At 67.4% G+C, this 17,798-nt stretch carries 18 protein-coding genes; 14 read left to right on the top strand and 4 right to left on the bottom strand.

Annotation, left to right across the window (positions count from 1 at the left end; translation table 11 throughout):
• Positions 1-134: 134 nt before the first annotated feature.
• The gene (locus C0J29_RS10980; protein WP_065163825.1) at positions 135-404 is read left to right on the top strand and encodes a DUF2277 domain-containing protein; all 270 of its coding nucleotides are present in this window, start codon (positions 135-137) and stop codon (positions 402-404) included.
• Positions 401-961, top strand: a complete 561-nt coding sequence (locus C0J29_RS10985) for a DUF1802 family protein (RefSeq protein WP_120792329.1) — start codon at positions 401-403, stop codon at positions 959-961. The genes C0J29_RS10980 and C0J29_RS10985 overlap by 4 nt, the downstream gene beginning before the upstream one ends.
• Here C0J29_RS10985 and C0J29_RS10990 read toward each other — a convergent pair.
• Both C0J29_RS10990 and C0J29_RS10995 read right to left on the bottom strand, forming a co-directional pair.
• Positions 920-2,620, bottom strand: a complete 1,701-nt coding sequence (locus C0J29_RS10990) for a CocE/NonD family hydrolase (RefSeq protein ID WP_120792330.1) — start codon at positions 2,618-2,620, stop codon at positions 920-922. The genes C0J29_RS10985 and C0J29_RS10990 overlap by 42 nt on opposite strands.
• Before the next feature lie 19 nt (positions 2,621-2,639).
• Positions 2,640-3,215: a DUF3558 domain-containing protein gene (locus tag C0J29_RS10995; protein WP_120792331.1), complete on the bottom strand. Its 576-nt coding sequence runs from the start codon at positions 3,213-3,215 to the stop codon at positions 2,640-2,642.
• 107 nt (positions 3,216-3,322) lie between these two features.
• Here C0J29_RS10995 and C0J29_RS11000 point away from each other — a divergent pair, with 107 nt between their 5' ends.
• From C0J29_RS11000 to C0J29_RS11020, 5 genes are all read left to right on the top strand, one after another.
• Positions 3,323-4,285, top strand: a complete 963-nt coding sequence (locus C0J29_RS11000) for a metallophosphoesterase family protein (RefSeq protein WP_065047391.1) — start codon at positions 3,323-3,325, stop codon at positions 4,283-4,285.
• On the top strand, positions 4,282-4,962 hold the full coding sequence (gene pptT / locus C0J29_RS11005) for a 4'-phosphopantetheinyl transferase PptT (protein WP_120792332.1): 681 nt from the start codon (positions 4,282-4,284) through the stop codon (positions 4,960-4,962). Before C0J29_RS11000 ends, pptT begins: the two co-directional genes overlap by 4 nt.
• Positions 4,959-5,840, top strand: coding sequence for a tRNA pseudouridine(55) synthase TruB (gene truB / locus C0J29_RS11010; RefSeq protein ID WP_120792333.1), 882 nt, complete (start codon positions 4,959-4,961; stop codon positions 5,838-5,840). Before pptT ends, truB begins: the two co-directional genes overlap by 4 nt.
• 82 nt (positions 5,841-5,922) lie before the next feature.
• On the top strand, positions 5,923-7,125 hold the full coding sequence (locus C0J29_RS11015) for a lipid-transfer protein (protein ID WP_065165025.1): 1,203 nt from the start codon (positions 5,923-5,925) through the stop codon (positions 7,123-7,125).
• A gap of 2 nt (positions 7,126-7,127) precedes the next feature.
• Positions 7,128-8,363 carry an acyl-CoA dehydrogenase family protein gene (locus C0J29_RS11020; protein WP_120792334.1) on the top strand — a complete coding sequence of 412 codons (1,236 nt, stop codon included), beginning with the start codon at positions 7,128-7,130 and terminating at the stop codon, positions 8,361-8,363.
• Positions 8,364-8,415: 52 nt separating this feature from the next.
• Here C0J29_RS11020 and mntR read toward each other — a convergent pair whose 3' ends face one another.
• Positions 8,416-9,120 carry a manganese-binding transcriptional regulator MntR gene (mntR, locus tag C0J29_RS11025; protein WP_065047381.1) on the bottom strand — a complete coding sequence of 235 codons (705 nt, stop codon included), beginning with the start codon at positions 9,118-9,120 and terminating at the stop codon, positions 8,416-8,418.
• 77 nt (positions 9,121-9,197) lie between these two features.
• On the opposite strand from mntR, the gene C0J29_RS11030 reads away from it, so the two are divergent.
• The 6 genes from C0J29_RS11030 (at position 9,198) to C0J29_RS11055 (ending at position 16,041) form a co-directional block, all read left to right on the top strand.
• The gene (locus C0J29_RS11030; RefSeq protein WP_065047379.1) at positions 9,198-10,166 is read left to right on the top strand and encodes a bifunctional riboflavin kinase/FAD synthetase; all 969 of its coding nucleotides are present in this window, start codon (positions 9,198-9,200) and stop codon (positions 10,164-10,166) included.
• A 131-nt stretch (positions 10,167-10,297) separates the two neighbouring features.
• Positions 10,298-10,567, top strand: coding sequence for a 30S ribosomal protein S15 (gene rpsO, locus C0J29_RS11035; protein ID WP_120792335.1), 270 nt, complete (start codon positions 10,298-10,300; stop codon positions 10,565-10,567).
• A gap of 23 nt (positions 10,568-10,590) precedes the next feature.
• Positions 10,591-11,100, top strand: coding sequence for an LppU family putative lipoprotein (lppU, locus tag C0J29_RS11040; protein WP_120792336.1), 510 nt, complete (start codon positions 10,591-10,593; stop codon positions 11,098-11,100).
• Positions 11,101-11,434: 334 nt separating this feature from the next.
• Positions 11,435-13,699, top strand: a complete 2,265-nt coding sequence (locus C0J29_RS11045) for a polyribonucleotide nucleotidyltransferase (protein WP_120792337.1) — start codon at positions 11,435-11,437, stop codon at positions 13,697-13,699.
• Positions 13,677-15,008 (top strand): M16 family metallopeptidase, encoded by a 1,332-nt coding sequence (locus tag C0J29_RS11050; protein ID WP_120794673.1) that lies wholly within the window; start codon positions 13,677-13,679, stop codon positions 15,006-15,008. Before C0J29_RS11045 ends, C0J29_RS11050 begins: the two co-directional genes overlap by 23 nt.
• Before the next feature lie 4 nt (positions 15,009-15,012).
• Positions 15,013-16,041, top strand: coding sequence for a nitronate monooxygenase (locus C0J29_RS11055; RefSeq protein ID WP_065047371.1), 1,029 nt, complete (start codon positions 15,013-15,015; stop codon positions 16,039-16,041).
• A 22-nt stretch (positions 16,042-16,063) separates the two neighbouring features.
• Here C0J29_RS11055 and ald read toward each other — a convergent pair whose 3' ends face one another.
• The gene (gene ald / locus C0J29_RS11060; protein WP_120794674.1) at positions 16,064-17,179 is read right to left on the bottom strand and encodes an alanine dehydrogenase; all 1,116 of its coding nucleotides are present in this window, start codon (positions 17,177-17,179) and stop codon (positions 16,064-16,066) included.
• Between the two features lie 107 nt (positions 17,180-17,286).
• Between ald and C0J29_RS11065 the strand changes: the two genes are divergently transcribed.
• Entirely contained in the window at positions 17,287-17,748 is a 462-nt protein-coding gene (locus tag C0J29_RS11065; RefSeq protein WP_120792338.1) for an SRPBCC family protein, read from the top strand.
• Positions 17,749-17,798: the final 50 nt, after the last annotated feature.

A 17,798-nucleotide genomic window follows, 5' to 3' on the forward strand; every position in this document is an offset into this window, starting at 1 on the left:
AGGCCTGCGACTGGCAATGAGTCGGCCTGAACGGCAGCGATTCTGCGCTGAGGGCGGCGACACGCCGAGAGCACCGACCGTGGACGCAGGCTCAACGAAGTTCGCGGACCCACGACGCGCTTATCGTGGAGAGCATGTGCCGCAACATCACCGAACTGCGCGGACTGGAGCCGCCCGCCACAGCCCAGGAGATCGCGGCCGCAGCGCGCCAGTACGTGCGCAAGGTCAGCGGGATCACCCACCCGTCCGCCGCCAACGCCGACGCGTTCGAAGCCGCGGTGGCCGAGGTGACCGCGTCGACGGCCCGGCTGCTCGAGGCGCTACCGGCCCGGCGGCAGCCGCCCAAGACGGTCCCGCCGCTGCGTCGGCCCGAAGTTGTGGCCCGACTCGCGGGGCGGCCGTGACAGGCGCTCGAACTACGAAGGCGCTCAAGGAGTGGAGCGCCGCGGTGCGGGCGCTGCTGGACGGGCGCCAGACCATCCTGCTGCGCAAGGGCGGCATCGGCGAGAAGCGCTTCGAGGTGGCCGCCAACGAGTTCCTGTTGTTCCCGACGGTGGCGCACAGCCACGCGCAGCGCGTCCGACCCGAACACCGGGACATGCTCACCGAGGCCGCCGCGGACAGCACCGAGGACCAGGTGACGCTGCGAGCCGCAGCGAAAGTCTTTGCCGCAGTGGCGGTTAACCGTCCCGAGCGGTTACCCGACATCGAAGACCTGCACATCTGGACCGCGGAATCGGTACGCGCGGACCGGCTCGACTTCCGGCCCAAACATCAGCTCGCCGTGCTGGTGGTCTCGGCGATACCGCTCGTCGAACCGGTGCGGCTGACCCGTACCCCCGACTACGCCGGCTGCACCAGCTGGGTGCAACTGCCCACTGCGCCGCGGTTGGCGGCGCCCGTGCACACCGACGCTGAGTTAGCCGGCATCGCCGCCAGGGTCCGCGCCGCCGTCGCCTGACGCCGGCAGCAGCAGCCGGGATTCGCCGAAGTGCACCGAATGCGTCGCCGGCTTGAGTTGACCGCCGGTCAACATCGGCTCCCCGGTGCCGAGATTGCGGGCGTAACGGGGGACCCAGCTTCCCGAGATCAGCACCCGGACGCGCGATCCGGCCGCGAACCGGTGCGCGATCGGGTCGAGTTCGATCCTGACGTTGCGCGAGGAGTTCCCGAGCCGTTGGTACCCGTCGCTCACATTGCGGGACCGGCCCTTGACGTCCACTTCGCTGACCCGGACGAACAGGTCGACATGCGGGTTGTCGGAGCTGTGCGCAAGTTCCAGCACAGGACTGCCGTACACGAACAGGTCCTGCGTCAGGGTGGTTCCGGTGAAGCTGAGGACGTCGTCACGCTGAGCCAGCTCGGTGTCGTCGCGGTAGCCGCCCTTCGCTGACAGCAGCGGGCCACCGGTCGTGGGGGTCGGCCTCTTCGGGTCGTATCGGAAGTTGGCCGGCCGCGTGTTGATCTCGGGCGGGGTGTCGCCCAGGTGTCCGTAGGGCTGCAGGTACAGCGCATGTTCGTCGGTCGCGGGCGGCCAGTCGGGCAGGTGCCGCCACCCCTGGCCGGTCACGAAGACGTGCACCGGGCTCGGGCGACGCAGTTCCGGTGCGCCGCCGAGGTGAAAGTCCAGCCAGTCCAGCGTTTGCCGAGTCGTGAGGGGCAGGGCCTTGGTGATCATCTGAACGTGCGTCCAGGGGCCCACCGTCATCGCCACGTTCACTCCCCGCTGGGACAGGTGGCGATACTGCCGCGTCGTCTGGCCGATGAACAGGTCCTGCCAGCCGCCGAGCAGCAGCACCGGCACCTCCGCCCGGTCCAGTGCGTCGGGAAAGCGCATTCGGTCCCAGAACGAGTCGCCGGGTTCGGGTTGTTTCGCCCACGATTCGAACCAGGGTGCGCCCGAACCGAGCAGGTCGCGCGCGGCCGGCCCGAACGGGACCCTGTCGATGGTCCGCGCGACTTTGCGCGGCGCCCGCAGGTGCCGAAGCCCGTGCCGGAGGCGGCGGGGATCCTCCTGACGGCTCACCATGTCGCTCCAGCCGAGGAAGTCGTTGACCGCGAATGCGCCGGTGCCCCAGGTTGATTCGCGGAAGTCATGCGGACCCGCGGCGATCACCGCGGCGGCCAGTTCCGGCGGCGGATCGTTGAGCAGCGCCCACTGGGTGAAGCCGAGGTAAGACAGTCCGACGGTGGCGAAGCGCCCGGTGAACCACGGTTGCTCACGCAGCCACTGCACCGTGTCGGCGCCGTCCTCCGCTTCATTGACCATGGGTTCGAACTCGCCGGCCGAGCCGAACGTGCCCCGCACGCTCTGCAGCACCACGTGATAGCCGCGGGCGGCGTACAACGTGGCGAAGGCCAGTGAGAAGGGCAGCTTGCGGCCGTACGGCCCGCGCACCAGCAACGTGCCGGATGGTTTGGACGTCTGGGGTTCGTAGTGATCGGCTCTGAGATGGACGCCGTCGCGCATCGGGATCTCGACACGGTTGACGGTGTAGCGCGTGCTGGCTCGCGGCAGGCCGAATGCTGCGCCGATTGCGCCCAGCGCGGCCCTGCGACCGATACCGCTGTTCAGGGTCCGCTGCTTGAGTCGTTCACGCCGAAGGGATGTGATGCTCACACAGCCAGAGTAGGCAGGATCAGAACTTGTAGAACGGAGCGAGGTCGTTGGCCCGCTGCAGGTTGGTGGACGGGCAGTCGACGTCGGGCTCGGAGTAGACGGTCGAGTAGAACAGCGACTGCTGGATGACGCCGTAGCTGGTCTTGAACGTCACCATGCAGGAGATGTACCAGAAGCTGTTGTGGTAGGTCGGCTTCAAGGTCCAGTACTGGGCGGCGCGGTGGCCCTGGATGGTGGTCTCGACGGCGTCGGCGGGCAGCGACTGGGCGTAGGTCCGCCAGACGATGGGCTCCACGGCCACCTGGTAGTTGCCGGCGTCGAACTGGCAGCGCAGGCCTTCCTGCGGCTCAGGAGGCGAGAAGGCCAGCCCCAGCCGCTGCACCGCGTCGAACGGAATCTGGGTGCAGGGATCGAACGGGCTCGGGTCGGACGTCGCCACGATCGGGCTCTTCATGGTGGTTTCCATCGGCTGGGCCGTGGACCGCAACTCGACCGGCCCGCGCGCCGTCGGAGCGGGGGGAGCGCATTGGAAGCCGACGATCACCGCTGTGACCAGCGCACTCAACGCTGCAGCCAGACGCACTTTGGCGAACACGACACCCCCTGCTCCCGGCGATCCTCTTGCCGGGAGTGTACAAGTCGCGTCAGCGCAGCCGTAAGTGAAACGAGGCAATCCATTGCGGATCGCTAGGGTGGTTATTCGTGACAGGACATGAGCAGGGCGGAGGACAGCCGACGTTGTGGGCTGTCTCGGACCTGCACACCGGTCACCTGGGAAATAAGCCCGTCACCGAGTCGCTGCATCCTTCGTCGCCGGACGACTGGCTGATCGTGTGCGGCGACGTCGCCGAGCGCACCGACGAGATCCGCTGGGCGCTGGATCTGCTGCGGCGGCGGTTCGCCAAGGTGATCTGGGTTCCGGGCAACCACGAGCTGTGGACCACGAACAAGGACCCGCTGCAGATCTTCGGCCGTGCCCGCTACGACTACCTGGTCAACATGTGCGACGAGATGGGCGTCGTCAGCCCAGAGCACCCGTTCCCGGTATGGACCGAGAGGGGCGGCCCGGCCACCATCGTGCCGATGTTCCTGCTGTACGACTACTCGTTTCTGCCCAACGGCGCCGCCACCAAAGCCGAGGGCCTGGCCATCGCCAAGGAACGCAACGTGGTGTGCACCGACGAGTTCCTACTGTCCTGCGAGCCGTACGCCACCCGCGATGCCTGGTGCCGCGAGCGGGTCGCCAAGACGCGCGCCCGCCTCGAACAGCTCGACTGGATGCAGCCGACCGTGCTGGTCAACCATTTCCCGCTGGTGCGTGACCCCTGCGATGCGCTGTTCTACCCCGAGTTCGCGCTGTGGTGCGGCACCACCAAGACCGCCGACTGGCACACCCGCTACAACGCGATCTGCTCGGTCTACGGGCACCTGCACATTCCGCGGACCACCTGGTACGACGACGTGCGGTTCGAAGAGGTGTCGGTGGGTTACCCGCGCGAGTGGCGCCGCCGCAAGCCGTACAGCTGGTTGCGGCAGGTGCTGCCCGACCCGCAATACGCGCCCGGCTACCTCAACGACTTCGGCGGGCACTTCACCATCACCCCTGAGATGAGGGCGCAGCACGCCCAGTTTCAGGAACGGTTGCGGCAGCGGCAGAACCGGTGAACACCCGCACGCTGGTGTCCTCGCTGCTGCCCGGCACCCTGGTCGATGAGCTGGGCCACGCCGAGCTTTACTCGGACCCGCCGGATTTGGCGCCGCTGCCCGAGGAGGAGCCGCTGATCGCCAGGTCGGTGGCCAAGCGCCGTAACGAATTCATCACCGTGCGGCACTGTGCCCGCGTCGCGCTCGGGGAGATCGGTGTTTCGCCGGCGCCGATCCTCAAGGGCGACAAGGGAGAACCCTGCTGGCCCGACGGCGTCGTCGGCAGCCTCACCCACTGCACCGGTTACCGCGGCGCAGTGGTGGGACGCGAAGGGCCGGTGCGTTCGGTGGGTATCGACGCCGAACCCCACGATGTGCTTCCCAACGGCGTGCTGGATGCCATCAGCCTGCCGGCCGAGCGCACCGAGATCCCCGCGGCTTTGCCTACCGGGTTGCACTGGGACCGAATCCTGTTCTGCGCCAAGGAAGCTACGTACAAAGCCTGGTTCCCGTTGACCAAGCGCTGGCTGGGTTTCGAGGACGCACACATCACGTTCCAGGCGGACTCCGAAACGGCCGGGCGCTTCGTCTCCCGCATCCTGATCGACCCGGCCGCCCTGGCCGGCCCGCCGTTGACGTCGCTGGCCGGGCGCTGGTCGGTGGAGCGCGGGCTGGTGCTCACCGCGATCGTGCTATGACCGGTGCCGGATTGGTCGTTGTCGACAAACCGGCCGGGATGACCAGTCACGACGTCGTCGGGCGTTGTCGCCGGATCTTCGCCACCCGCCGGGTGGGTCATGCCGGGACGCTGGACCCGATGGCCACCGGTGTGCTGGTGCTCGGCATCGAGCGCGCCACCAAGATCCTCGGTCTGTTGACCGCGACGTCGAAGTCCTATGCGGCCACCATCCGGTTGGGTCAGTCCACCTCCACCGAGGATGCCGAAGGTGAACTGCTGCAATCAGTTTCGGCCGAAAATATCGCCGACGAGGCGATCGGGACGGCGGTGGCCGCGCTGCGCGGGGACATCGAGCAGGTGCCGTCGGCGGTCAGCGCGATCAAGGTCGCCGGCCGGCGCGCCTACCAACTGGCCCGCGAGGGCCAGGCCGTCGAACTGCAGGCACGGCCCGTGCGCATCGACCGGTTCGACGTGCTGGCGACCCGGCGCGCGGCGGGCCTGATCGATCTCGATGTGGAAGTCGACTGCTCGTCGGGCACCTACATTCGCGCGCTGGCCCGCGACCTCGGCGCTGCGCTCGGTGTCGGCGGGCACCTGACCGCGTTGCGGCGTACCCGGGTCGGCCGTTTCGACCTGAGCCACGCCGTGACGCTGGACGACCTGGCTGAGCGCCCGCGCCTGTCGCTGAGCCTGGATGAGGCCTGCCTGTTGATGTTCGCGCGCCGCGACCTCACCGACGAGGAGGCCGACGCCGCCGCTAACGGCCGGGCGCTGGCACCCGCCGGTCTCGAGGGCGTGTACGCGGCCACCGCGGCCGACGGCCGGGTGATCGCGCTGCTGTGCGACGAGGGGCGTCGCACCAGATCGGTCGTGGTGATCCGCCCGTCGACCTTGTAGCGCCGGATGCGCCCCCGGTCTGCGGCCCCGGTCCGGCGAGTTGCACACTGGGATGCAAGTCGATCGAGCTGGAGGGGCAAAGATGCCTGCTAAGAGCGCTAACAAGGTTTTCGTCGTCGGGGTGGGCATGACGAAGTTCGAAAAGCCCGGCCGCCGCGAAGGCTGGGACTACCCGCAGATGGCCAAGGAGTCCGGCACCAAAGCGCTCGAAGACGCCGGTATCGACTACACCGAGATCGAACACGGCTACGTCGGCTACGTGGCCGGTGACTCCACCTGTGGACAGCGGGCCCTCTACGAACTCGGTATGACGGGCATCCCGATCGTCAACGTCAACAACAACTGCTCGACGGGTTCCACCGCGCTGTACCTGGGCGCGCAGGCAATCCGGGGCGGGCTGGCCGACTGCGTGCTGGCGCTGGGTTTCGAGAAGATGCAGCCGGGGGCGCTGCAGGGCGGCGCCAACGACCGGGAGTCGCCGCTGGGCCGGCACGTCAAGGCGCTGGCCGAGATCGACGAGTTCGCATTCCCGGTGGCGCCGTGGATGTTCGGCGCGGCCGGCCGCGAGCACATGAAGAAATACGGCACCACCGCCGAGCATTTCGCCAAGATCGGCTTCAAGAATCACAAGCACTCGGTGAACAACCCCTACGCCCAATTCCAGGACGAGTACACCCTCGACGACATCCTGGCGGCGAAGATGATCTCCGACCCGCTCACCAAGCTGCAATGCTCGCCCACCTCCGACGGATCGGCCGCGGTGGTGCTGGCGAGTGAGGACTACGTCGCCCGGCACAACCTGGCCGGGCAGGCCGTGGAGATCGTCGGGCAGTCGATGACCACCGACTTCGCCTCCACCTTCGACGGCAGCGCCCGAAACATCATCGGCTATGACATGAATGTGCAAGCTGCGCAACAGGTTTACCAGCAGTCCGGGCTCGGCCCCGACGACTTCCAGGTGATCGAACTGCACGACTGCTTCTCCGCCAACGAATTGCTGTTGTACGAGGCGCTGGGGCTGTGCGGCGAGGGCGAGGCGCCCAAACTCATCGACGACAACCAGACCACTTACGGCGGACGCTGGGTGGTGAACCCCTCGGGCGGGCTGATCTCCAAGGGCCACCCACTCGGCGCCACGGGGCTGGCGCAGTGCTCCGAGCTCACCTGGCAACTGCGGGGAACCGCCGACAAGCGCCAGGTGGACAACGTGAGCGCCGCGCTGCAACACAACATCGGCCTGGGCGGCGCCGCCGTCGTCACCGCCTACCAGCGCGCCGAGCGCTGATCGTGATCGAGTGGTCCGACACCGACCTGATGGTGCGTGACACCGTCCGTCAGTTCGTCGATAAGGAGATCCGGCCCAACCTGGACGCTCTGGAGACCGGCGAAATGCCGCCCTACCCGATCGCGCGCAAACTGTTCAGCCAGTTCGGCCTGGACGTGCTGGCGGCGGAATCGGTGAAGAAGATGCTCGACCGCGAACGGACCGGAACGGCCGAAAAGCGGGACGAGTCAGGCGAATCCGACGGAATGGGCGTCCAGCCGTCAATGATGGCCGTGGTGGTGTCCGAAATCGCCCGGGTCAGCATCGGATTGCTGAGCACGGCCTCGGTCAGCCTGGGACTGGGTGCCGCGACAATCATGAGCCGCGGCACCCTGGCGCAGAAGGAACGCTGGCTGCCCGATCTGATGACGCTCAACAAGATCGCGGCGTGGGCCATCACCGAACCGGATTCCGGCTCGGATGCGTTCGGCGGCATGAAGACCTACGTTCGGCGCGACGGTCAGGACTACATCCTCAACGGGCAGAAGACGTTCATCACCAACGGGCCGTACGCCGACGTGCTGGTGGTCTACGCCAAGCTGGATGACGGTTCAGCCGAGGACAAGCGAAACCGGCCGGTGCTGGTGTTCGTGCTCGATTCCGGCATGCCCGGCCTCACCCAGGGCAAGCCGTTCAAGAAGATGGGCATGATGTCCTCGCCGACGGGTGAGTTGTTCTTCGACAACGTCCGGCTGAGCCCGGACCGACTGCTGGGCGAAAGCGAGCAGCCCAGCGACGGCGACGGCAGGGAAAGCGCCCGAGCCAATTTCGCCGCCGAACGGATCGGCATCGCGATGATGGCGCTGGGCATCATCAACGAATGCCATCGGCTTTCCGTGGATTACGCGAAGAGTCGAACGTTGTGGGGAAAGAACATCGGGCAGTTCCAGTTGATCCAGCTCAAGCTGGCGCGAATGGAAATCGCCCGAATGAACGTGCAGAACATGGTGTTTCAGACCATCGAGCGCCAGCAGGCCGGTAAGCCGCTGACGCTGGCCGAGGCGTCAGCCATCAAGCTGTACTCGTCCGAGGCCGCCACCGAGGTCGCGATGGACGCCGTGCAACTGTTCGGCGGTAACGGCTACATGGCCGAGTATCGCGTGGAACAGCTTGCGCGCGATGCGAAGTCGCTGATGATCTACGCCGGCAGCAACGAGGTCCAGGTGACCCACATCGCCAAGGGTCTGCTGAGCGGCTAGCTTTGATGGCGGCGACCCGCGTCGCCCGGCTGCGCCGCACTTGCGATCGCCGCTAGCCCACCACCCAGATCGCGCGGGCCGCAGGGCTGCCCAACTCCACGGTGGTGGCATCGCCGTCACCCGACGACACCGCCACCGAGATCATCCCGGCGAACTCGCGGCGCGTCAGCACCCGCAGCTGCGAATCCAGGTTGATCCCGACGCTGTCGAAATACCGCAACATCTCCGGGTCGGCGTCGGAGATGCGGGCCACCTTCCCGGTGTCCCCATCGCCGCAGGCCCACAGTTGGCGCGCGGGCGGTGTCGGCACCTGGCCGTCGCTGGCCGGTATCGGGTCGCCGTGCGGGTCGCGGCGCGGATAGCCGAGCTTGGCGTCGATGCGGGCCACCAGGCGATCCGACACTGCGTGCTCGAGCACCTCGGCCTCGTCGTGCACCTCGTCCCAGCCATAACCGAGTTCGTTGACCAGGAACGTCTCCAGCAACCGGTGTCGGCGCACCATCCCCAGCGCGGCTCGCCGGCCAGACTCCGTCAGCGTCACCGCGCCGTACTTCTCGTGGTTCACCAGCCCCTGTTCGGCCAGCTTGCGGATGGACTCCGATGCGGTGCTGGCGGACACCCCGATCTTCTCGGCGAGCATCTTCGTGCTCACCTTCTGCGGAACCCCGTCGGGGGACCACTCCTGGACAGTCCAAATGACTTTCAAATAGTCCTGGGCAACCGGGGTGAGCCCGCCAGGCTCGTCGTCAGCCCTCACAAGCACAAATCTTAGGCAACCCACGCCTAATCCGGCGCCCCGGCGGGCGGGTTGCGCCGACGATTAGGCTTGCGGGCGTGCAGCGGTGGCGCGGTCAGGACGAGATCCCCACGGACTGGGGCAGATGTGTGCTGACCATAGGAGTCTTCGACGGCGTGCACCGTGGGCACGCCGAGCTGATCGCCCATGCCGTGAAGGCGGGCCGCGCCCGGGGCGTGCCATCGGTGCTGATGACCTTCGACCCGCACCCGATGGAGGTCGTGTACCCCGGCAGTCACCCGGCTCAGCTGACCACCCTGACCCGCCGCGCCGAACTCGTCGAAGACCTGGGCATCGACGTCTTCCTGGTGATGCCGTTCACCACCGACTTCATGAAGCTCACCCCCGACCGCTACATCCATGAACTGCTGGTGGAGCACCTGCATGTGGTGGAGGTGGTGGTCGGCGAGAACTTCACCTTCGGCAAGAAGGCGGCCGGCAGCGTCGAAAACCTGCGCAAGGCCGGCGACCGGTTCGGCTTCGCGGTGGAGGCGATGTCGCTGCTGTCCGAGCACCACAGCAACGAGACCGTGACGTTCTCCTCCACCTACATACGGTCGTGCGTGGACGCCGGTGACGTGCTGGCGGCCACCGAAGCGCTGGGCCGCCCGCACCGGGTCGAGGGTGTCGTCGTGCGCGGCTACGGCCGGGGAGCCGAGCTCGGGTTTCCCACCGCGAACGTGGCGCCGCCGATGTACTCCGCCATCCCCGCCGACGGCGTGTACGCGGCCTGGTTCACCGTGCTCGGGCACGGGCCGGTGACCGGCACCGTCATCCCGGGGGAGCGCTATCAGGCCGCGGTGTCCGTCGGCACCAACCCGACGTTCTCCGGGCGCACCCGCACCGTGGAGGCCTTTGTTCTGGACACCACCGCCGACCTGTACGGCCAGCATGTGGCGCTGGATTTCGTCGCCAGAATCCGCGGTCAGAAGAAGTACGACTCCATCGACGACCTGGTGCAGGAGATCGGCAGAGACACCGAGCGCACCCGCGGCCTACTGACCTAGGAAGAAGGCTCAGCGCTGAGCCCTATCAGTAAACCCTGCTAGACTCCCCGACGTTATCGGCGCGTGCTGCGGTTCGCGGTGGCCGCGCTGTGAAATTCCCTGATCGCGGACCTATTGATGGAGATATTTTCGTGGCGCTTACTGCCGAGCAGAAAAAAGAAATTCTGAGTTCCTACGGTCTGCACGAGACCGACACCGGATCGCCGGAGGCGCAGATCGCGCTGCTGACCAAGCGCATCGCCGACCTCACCGAGCACCTGAAGATCCACAAGCATGACCACCACTCCCGCCGCGGCCTGCTGCTGCTCGTCGGCCGCCGCAAGCGCCTGGTCAAGTACCTGACCCAGGTCGACGTGGAGCGCTACCGTTCGCTGATCGAGCGGCTGGGTCTGCGCCGCTGACCCGTGGCGCGTCAGGCGCCGTAATGGCCGCCATCGCGGCCGGCATCATCGGCGCGGTGACCGGGTGTTCGACGGGGAAAAGCGGCTCCGACCTCAGCGAATTCACAGTGGGGGACTGTCTCAAGCTCGGCGGCACGGCCGCCCAGCCGCAGGCCGCCAAGGCGCCGTGCGGAAGCCCGGAGTCCAACTTCAAAGTTGTCGCTGTGGTGAAAGACCGGGCCCAGTGCCCGTCTGACGTCGATTCGTCGTACTCGACCCACAATTCGATCAGCGGCTCGGACAGCACCGTCTGCCTGGACATCGACTGGGTGGTCGGTGGCTGCATGAGTGTGGACCCGCACCACATCGCCGATCCGTTCCGCGTCGATTGCAACGACGCGTCGATGCCCAACCGTCAGCGGGCCACCCAGGTCCTCAAAGACCTCGATCCACCCGTATCGGTGGACCAGTGCGCCAGCGGGCTGGGCTACACGTACTCCCAGCGGCGGTTCGCCGTATGCGTCGAAGACATCAGCAGCGCACCCCGGAACTAGAGGTCGGGCGCACCGGGCAGCGGGTTGTGCTCCCATCTTTCCGCTATCGCGAGTTAGCTCCGTGTAGAGTGAGGACGTTCTGGGCCGGTTCGGCCCGAGCACCTTGGTGCGGTTCGCGCAGATCCGCGCGCACCGTTCCAGCGAGTCGCCACGCGTGCCACGGGAAGCAGCTCTGTATCGGGCGGTCTTCGGTAGTGGCTGCCGGGCTCCCAGGATCTGGGGCAGGTCGGCAGCTTCGATCGATGGCCGTAGCCGTATTCAGACACTGCTCCCTGGTTTGCTCGCGCATGCACCCGCGAAATAGCTGAATAACCAGAGAGGCCGCACTGACGTTATGTCTGCGACTGAAATCGAAGAAGGCGTCTTCGAGTCCACCGCCACCATCGACAACGGGAGCTTCGGCACCCGCACCATCCGATTCGAGACGGGACGCCTGGCTTTGCAGGCCGCCGGCTCGGTGGTCGCCTACCTAGATGACGAAAACATGCTGCTGTCGGCGACCACCGCCAGCAAGAACCCGAAGGAACACTTCGACTTCTTCCCCCTGACCATCGACGTCGAAGAGCGGATGTACGCCGCGGGACGTATCCCGGGCTCGTTCTTCCGTCGCGAGGGCCGGCCCTCGACCGACGCGATTCTGACCTGCCGGCTGATCGACCGGCCGCTGCGCCCGTCGTTCGTCGACGGCCTGCGCAACGAGATCCAGGTCGTGGTGACGGTCATGAGCCTGGACCCGAACGACCTGTACGACGTCGTGGCGATCAATGCCGCGTCGGCGTCCACCCAGATTTCCGGCCTGCCGTTCTCCGGCCCGGTCGGCGGCGTCCGGGTGGCGCTCATCGACGGGACCTGGGTCGCTTTCCCCACCGTCGAGCAGCTGGAGCGGGCGGTGTTCGACATGGTCGTGGCCGGCCGCAAGGTTGACGGGGATGTCGCGATCATGATGGTTGAGGCCGAGGCCACCGAGAAGGTCATCGAGCTCGTCGAGGGCGGTGCCCAGGCGCCGACCGAGACCGTCGTCGCCGAGGGTCTCGAGGCGGCCAAGCCGTTCATCGCCGCCCTGTGCACGGCGCAGCAGGAGTTGGCTGACGCGGCCGCGAAAGACACGCGCGACTACCCGACCTTCCCCGACTACGAGGACGACGTCTACTACTCGGTGGCGTCGGTGGCCACCGACGAGCTGTCCGAGGCGCTGTCCATCGGCGGCAAGGCCGAGCGTGACACGCGCACCGACGAGCTGAAGACGCAGGTCGTCGAGCGGCTGGCCGGCACGTACGAGGGCCGGGAGAAGGAGATCGGCGCCGCGTTCCGCTCGCTGACCAAGAAGCTGGTTCGCCAGCGCATCCTGACCGACCACTTCCGCATCGACGGTCGCGGCATCACCGACATCCGCGCGTTGTCGGCCGAGGTCGCGGTGGTGCCACGGGCGCACGGCAGCGCGCTGTTCGAGCGCGGCGAGACCCAGATCCTGGGTGTGACCACGCTGGACATGGTCAAGATGGCCCAGCAGATCGACTCGCTCGGGCCCGAGACGTCCAAGCGCTACATGCACCACTACAACTTCCCGCCGTTCTCCACTGGCGAGACCGGCCGGGTCGGCTCGCCCAAGCGGCGCGAGATCGGGCACGGTGCGCTGGCCGAGCGGGCCCTGATCCCGGTGCTGCCCCCGGTTGACGAGTTCCCCTACGCCATCCGGCAGGTGTCCGAGGCTCTGGGTTCCAACGGCTCGACGTCGATGGGCTCGGTGTGTGCTTCCACGCTGGCGCTGCTCAACGCCGGGGTGCCGCTGAAGGCGCCGGTAGCCGGCATCGCGATGGGGCTGGTGTCCGATGACATTGAAGTCGAAGGCGGAGAATCCGAACGTCGTTACGTCACCCTGACCGACATCCTCGGCGCCGAGGACGCGTTCGGCGACATGGACTTCAAGTGCGCCGGCACCAAGGACTTCGTCACCGCCCTGCAGCTAGACACCAAGCTGGACGGGATTCCCTCGAAGGTCCTGGCCGGCGCGCTCGCGCAGGCCAAAGATGCCCGGCTGACCATTCTCGAGGTCATGGCCGAGGCCATCGACCGGCCCGACGAGATGAGCCCCTACGCGCCCCGGGTCACCACCATCAAGGTGCCGGTGGACAAGATCGGCGAGGTCATCGGGCCCAAGGGCAAGGTGATCAACGCGATCACCGAGGAGACCGGCGCGCAGATCTCCATCGAGGACGACGGCACCGTGTTCGTCGGCGCCACCGATGGTCCGTCCGCGCAGGCGGCGATCGACCGGATCAACGCCATCGCGAACCCGCAGCTGCCGACGGTCGGGGAGCGGTTCCTCGGAACCGTGGTCAAGACAACCGATTTCGGCGCGTTCGTGTCGCTGCTGCCCGGACGGGACGGTCTGGTCCACATCTCCAAGCTCGGCAAGGGCAAGCGCATCGCGAAGGTCGAGGACGTGGTCAACGTCGGCGACAAGCTGCGGGTGGAGATCGCCGACATCGACAAGCGGGGCAAGATCTCGTTGGTCCTTACGGACGACGACAGCTCGGGTGCGGCCCCCGCCGACCCCGGAGCAGCGCCAGCAGCCGATGCCGCGACGGTCAGCAGCTGACTCCGGGGGCGCCCTCCCCCCGGAAAAGGGAGGCGTGCGTCGCACCACTCTGCCGGGTGGTCTGCGGGTCGTCACTGAATATCTGCCTGCGGTGCGTTCGGCATCGGTCGGTGTCTGGGTCGGGGTGGGATCCCGCGACGAGGGCACCACGGTGGCCGGTGCCGCGCACTTCCTCGAGCATCTGCTGTTCAAGTCGACCCCGACTCGAACCGCGGTAGGCATCGCGCAGGCGATGGACGCCGTCGGCGGCGAGCTCAACGCCTTCACCGCCAAGGAACACACCTGCTACTACGCGCACGTGCTGGACACCGACCTGGCGCTGGCGATCGACCTGGTCGCCGACGTGGTGCTCAACGGGCGATGCGCCGTCGAGGATGTGGAACTGGAACGCGACGTGGTCCTCGAGGAGATCGCGATGCGCGACGACGACCCCGAGGACGCGCTGGCCGACATGTTCATGACGGCGTTGTTCGGCGACCACCCGGTGGGCCGCCCGGTAATCGGCAGCGTGCAATCGGTGTCGGCGATGTCGCGGTCCCAGTTGCACTCGTTCCATGTGCGCCGGTACACCCCGGAGCGGATGGTCGTGGCGGTGGCCGGCAACGTCGACCACGACGAGGTGGTCGGGTTGGCGCGCGAGCATTTCGCGGCCCGCCTGGTTCGTGGGCGGCGGCCGCTGGCGCCGCGCAAGGGCGCGGGCCGGGTGACCGGTGAACCAGGACTGGTGATGGGCAGCCGCGACGCCGAGCAGACGCATGTCTCGCTGGGCGTCCGAACGCCGGGGCGCGGCTGGGAGCACCGCTGGGCCATGTCGGTGTTGCACACGGCGCTGGGCGGCGGCCTGAGTTCCCGGTTGTTCCAGGAAATCCGCGAGGCCCGCGGGTTGGCGTACTCGGTTTACTCGTCGCTGGACATCTTCGCCGACAGCGGCGCGCTGTCGGTGTACGCGGCATGCCTGCCCGAACGCTTTGCCGACGTCATGAAGATCACCACCGCCGTGCTGGAATCGGTGGCCCGCGACGGCATCACCGAGGACGAATGCCGCATCGCCAAGGGTTCGCTGCGCGGCGGGCTGGTGCTGGGCCTGGAGGATTCCGGCTCCCGGATGAGCCGGATCGGGCGCAGCGAGCTGAACTACGGCGCCCACCGCAGCATCGAGCACACCCTGCGGCAGATCGAGAAGGTCACCCTCGATGAGGTCAACGCGGTGGCCCGGCGCCTGCTGAACAAGCGTTACGGCGCCGCCGTCCTCGGCCCGTACAGCGCGAAACGATCGCTGCCCCAACAACTTCGAGCGATGGTAAGTTAGCCCGATGGTTTTGGGTTTCTGGGACATCCCTGCGCCCATCGTGGGTGCGCCGATGGCTGGTGGCCCGGGGACCCCGGCGCTGGCCGCTGCGGTTTCCAATGCCGGCGGGCTCGGCATGGTCGCCGGCGGCTACCTGACCGCCGAGCAGTTCGCCGACGACATCGCCGCCGCACGGAAAGCCACCACCGGGCCCCTCGGGGTCAACCTCTTCGTACCCCAACCCAGCGTGGCCGACTGGGTGCAACTGGAGTACTACGCGGAGGATCTCGAAGAGGTCGCCGATCACTACCGCGTCGAAGTGGGCCACCCGATGCACGGCGACGACGACGACTGGCAACGCAAGATCGAGGTCGTGGCCGACGTGCGGCCCGAGATGGTGTCGTTCACCTTCGGGGCGCCCCCGCCGGACGTCATCCGGATGCTGAGTGCACAGGGTCTGCTGGTGTCGGTCACGGTGACCTCGGCGTACGAGGCTGGTGTCGCCATCGCGGCGGGTGCGGACAACCTGGTGGTCCAGGGGCCCGCCGCCGGTGGACACCGTGGGACGTTCGCGCCGGACATGGAGCCCGGTTCGGAGTCGTTGCACCAACTGCTGGACCGGATCGGCAGCGCGCACGATGTGCCGCTGATCGCGGCGGGCGGGCTGGGCACCGTCGAACAGATCGCGGCGGCGTTGCGCAGGGGAGCGGTGGCAGCGCAGATCGGTACGGCGCTGTTGCTGGCCGACGAGGCCGGCACGCACCAGGCCTACCGGGTCGCGCTGAAGAACCCGGAGTTCGACTCGACCGTGGTCACCCGGGCGTTCTCCGGACGCTACGCGCGTGGTCTGGCGAACAACTTCACCCGTCTGCTGGATCACGTTGCGCCGCTTGGCTATCCGGAGGTCAATCAGATGACCAAGCCGATCCGGGCGGCCGCCATCGAGATGGAGGATCCGCACGGCACCAACTTGTGGGCGGGTGAGGCATACCGGGAGGTCCGCAGTGGGCCGGCCGCCGACATCGTCACCGCCCTGGCGCCGTATATTCGGTGACCTTATCCGGTGACCGGGTCCGTTAACCGGCCAGGACGCCGGCCGGATCGGTGGACGGCAACCCCAAGTCCTCGGCCACGTGGTCGGCCAGCAGCGCGCCGTCGTGTGTCGAAAGGCCTTTGGCCAGAACGGGATCCGAACGGCAGGCGGCACGCCAGCCCAGATCGGCCAGCTTGCGCACGTAGGGCATGGTGGCGATGGTCAGCGCGTACGTCGACGTCTTGGGCACCGCGCTGGGCATGTTGGCCACGCAGTAGAACAGGGTGTCGTGCACCGCGAACGTCGGTTCGTCGTGCGTGGTCGGCCGGGAGTCCTCGAAGCAACCACCCTGGTCGATGGAGATGTCCACCAGCACTGCCCCTGGCTTCATCTGCGCCACAAGAGAATTCGGTATCAGACTGGGCGCCTTCGCGCCCGGCACCAGTACCGCACCGATCACCAGGTCGGCGCGGGTGACCGCGCCCTCGAGTTCGTAGGCCGACGAGTAGCGGGTGCCGATGCGTCCGGCGAATTCCGCGTCGAGCAACCGCAGTTTGTTGAGATTGACGTCGAGCACCATGACCGATGCCCCCATGCCGCTGGCGACGCGAGCGGCGTTGTAACCGGCGGTGCCGCCGCCGATCACCACGACGTCGGCTGGTTTGACCCCCGGCACCCCACCCATCAGCGCGCCGCGGCCACCCTGGGTCCGCATCAGGTGATACGCACCGACCTGGGCCGAGAGTCGTCCGGCCACCTCGCTCATCGGAGCCAGCAACGGCAGGCCTCCGTCCGCGGTCTGGACCGTCTCGTAGGCGATCGACGTGGCGCCGGAGGCAAGCAGCGCGTCCGTGCACGACCGCGAGGCGGCCAGGTGCAGATAGGTGAACAGGGTTTGCCCGGAACGCAGGAAGCCGTACTCGGCCGGCATCGGCTCCTTCACCTTCAGCACCAACTCGGCTGCCCAGACCTGCGCCGCGGTCCCGGCCACTGCGGCGCCGGCCGCTTTGAACTCGGCGTCGGTGATCGCCGAGCCTTCTCCGGCGCCGGCCTGCACCAGCACTTCATGACCGTGCTGAACCAGTTCGGCGACTCCGGCCGGGGTGATCGCGACCCGGAATTCGTTGTTCTTGGTCTCGGTCGGAATTCCGATGCGCATGACCTCCAGTGTGAAGAAGAATCGGCACGCCCGCACACCCCACGCCGTCTTCCAAGACAACTCAAACGCCACCGGGCCGGCGATCGCGGTCTGGCTATGATCAGCCCATGAGTGAGCCATCCGCGACAGCGACCGTGCAGATCGACGCCAGTCCCGAGGCGGTGTACGACCTCATCACCGACCTGCCGACGCTGGCCGCCCTGGCCGAGGAGGCGGTCTCGATGGAGCTGCGCAAGGGTGACGCGGTCACCAAGGGGGCGGTGTTCGTCGGGCACAACGAGAACGGCAGCAAACGCTGGACGACGAAATGCACCGTCACCGATGCCGAGCCCGGCCGGGTCTTCGCCTTCGACGTGCGGCATACGGTCTTACCGATCGCGCGCTGGCAGTACGACATCGTCGCGGCCGACGGGGGCTGCCGGGTCACCGAGAGCACCTGGGACCGCCGGCCCGGCTGGTTCGCCAAAGTCGCCGGTAGAGCCACCGGAGTCGCCGACCGGACGGCGGCCAACGCCAAGCACATCGAGCTGACGTTGCAGCGCCTCAAGCAGCGCGCCGAGAAAAGGTAGTACCGCGGGTATCGCATACTTGGGGCGTTTCAGTACACTTGCCACTCAAG

The organism is Mycobacterium paragordonae (assembly GCF_003614435.1).
GTDB classification, from domain to species: Bacteria; Actinomycetota; Actinomycetes; order Mycobacteriales; family Mycobacteriaceae; genus Mycobacterium; species Mycobacterium paragordonae.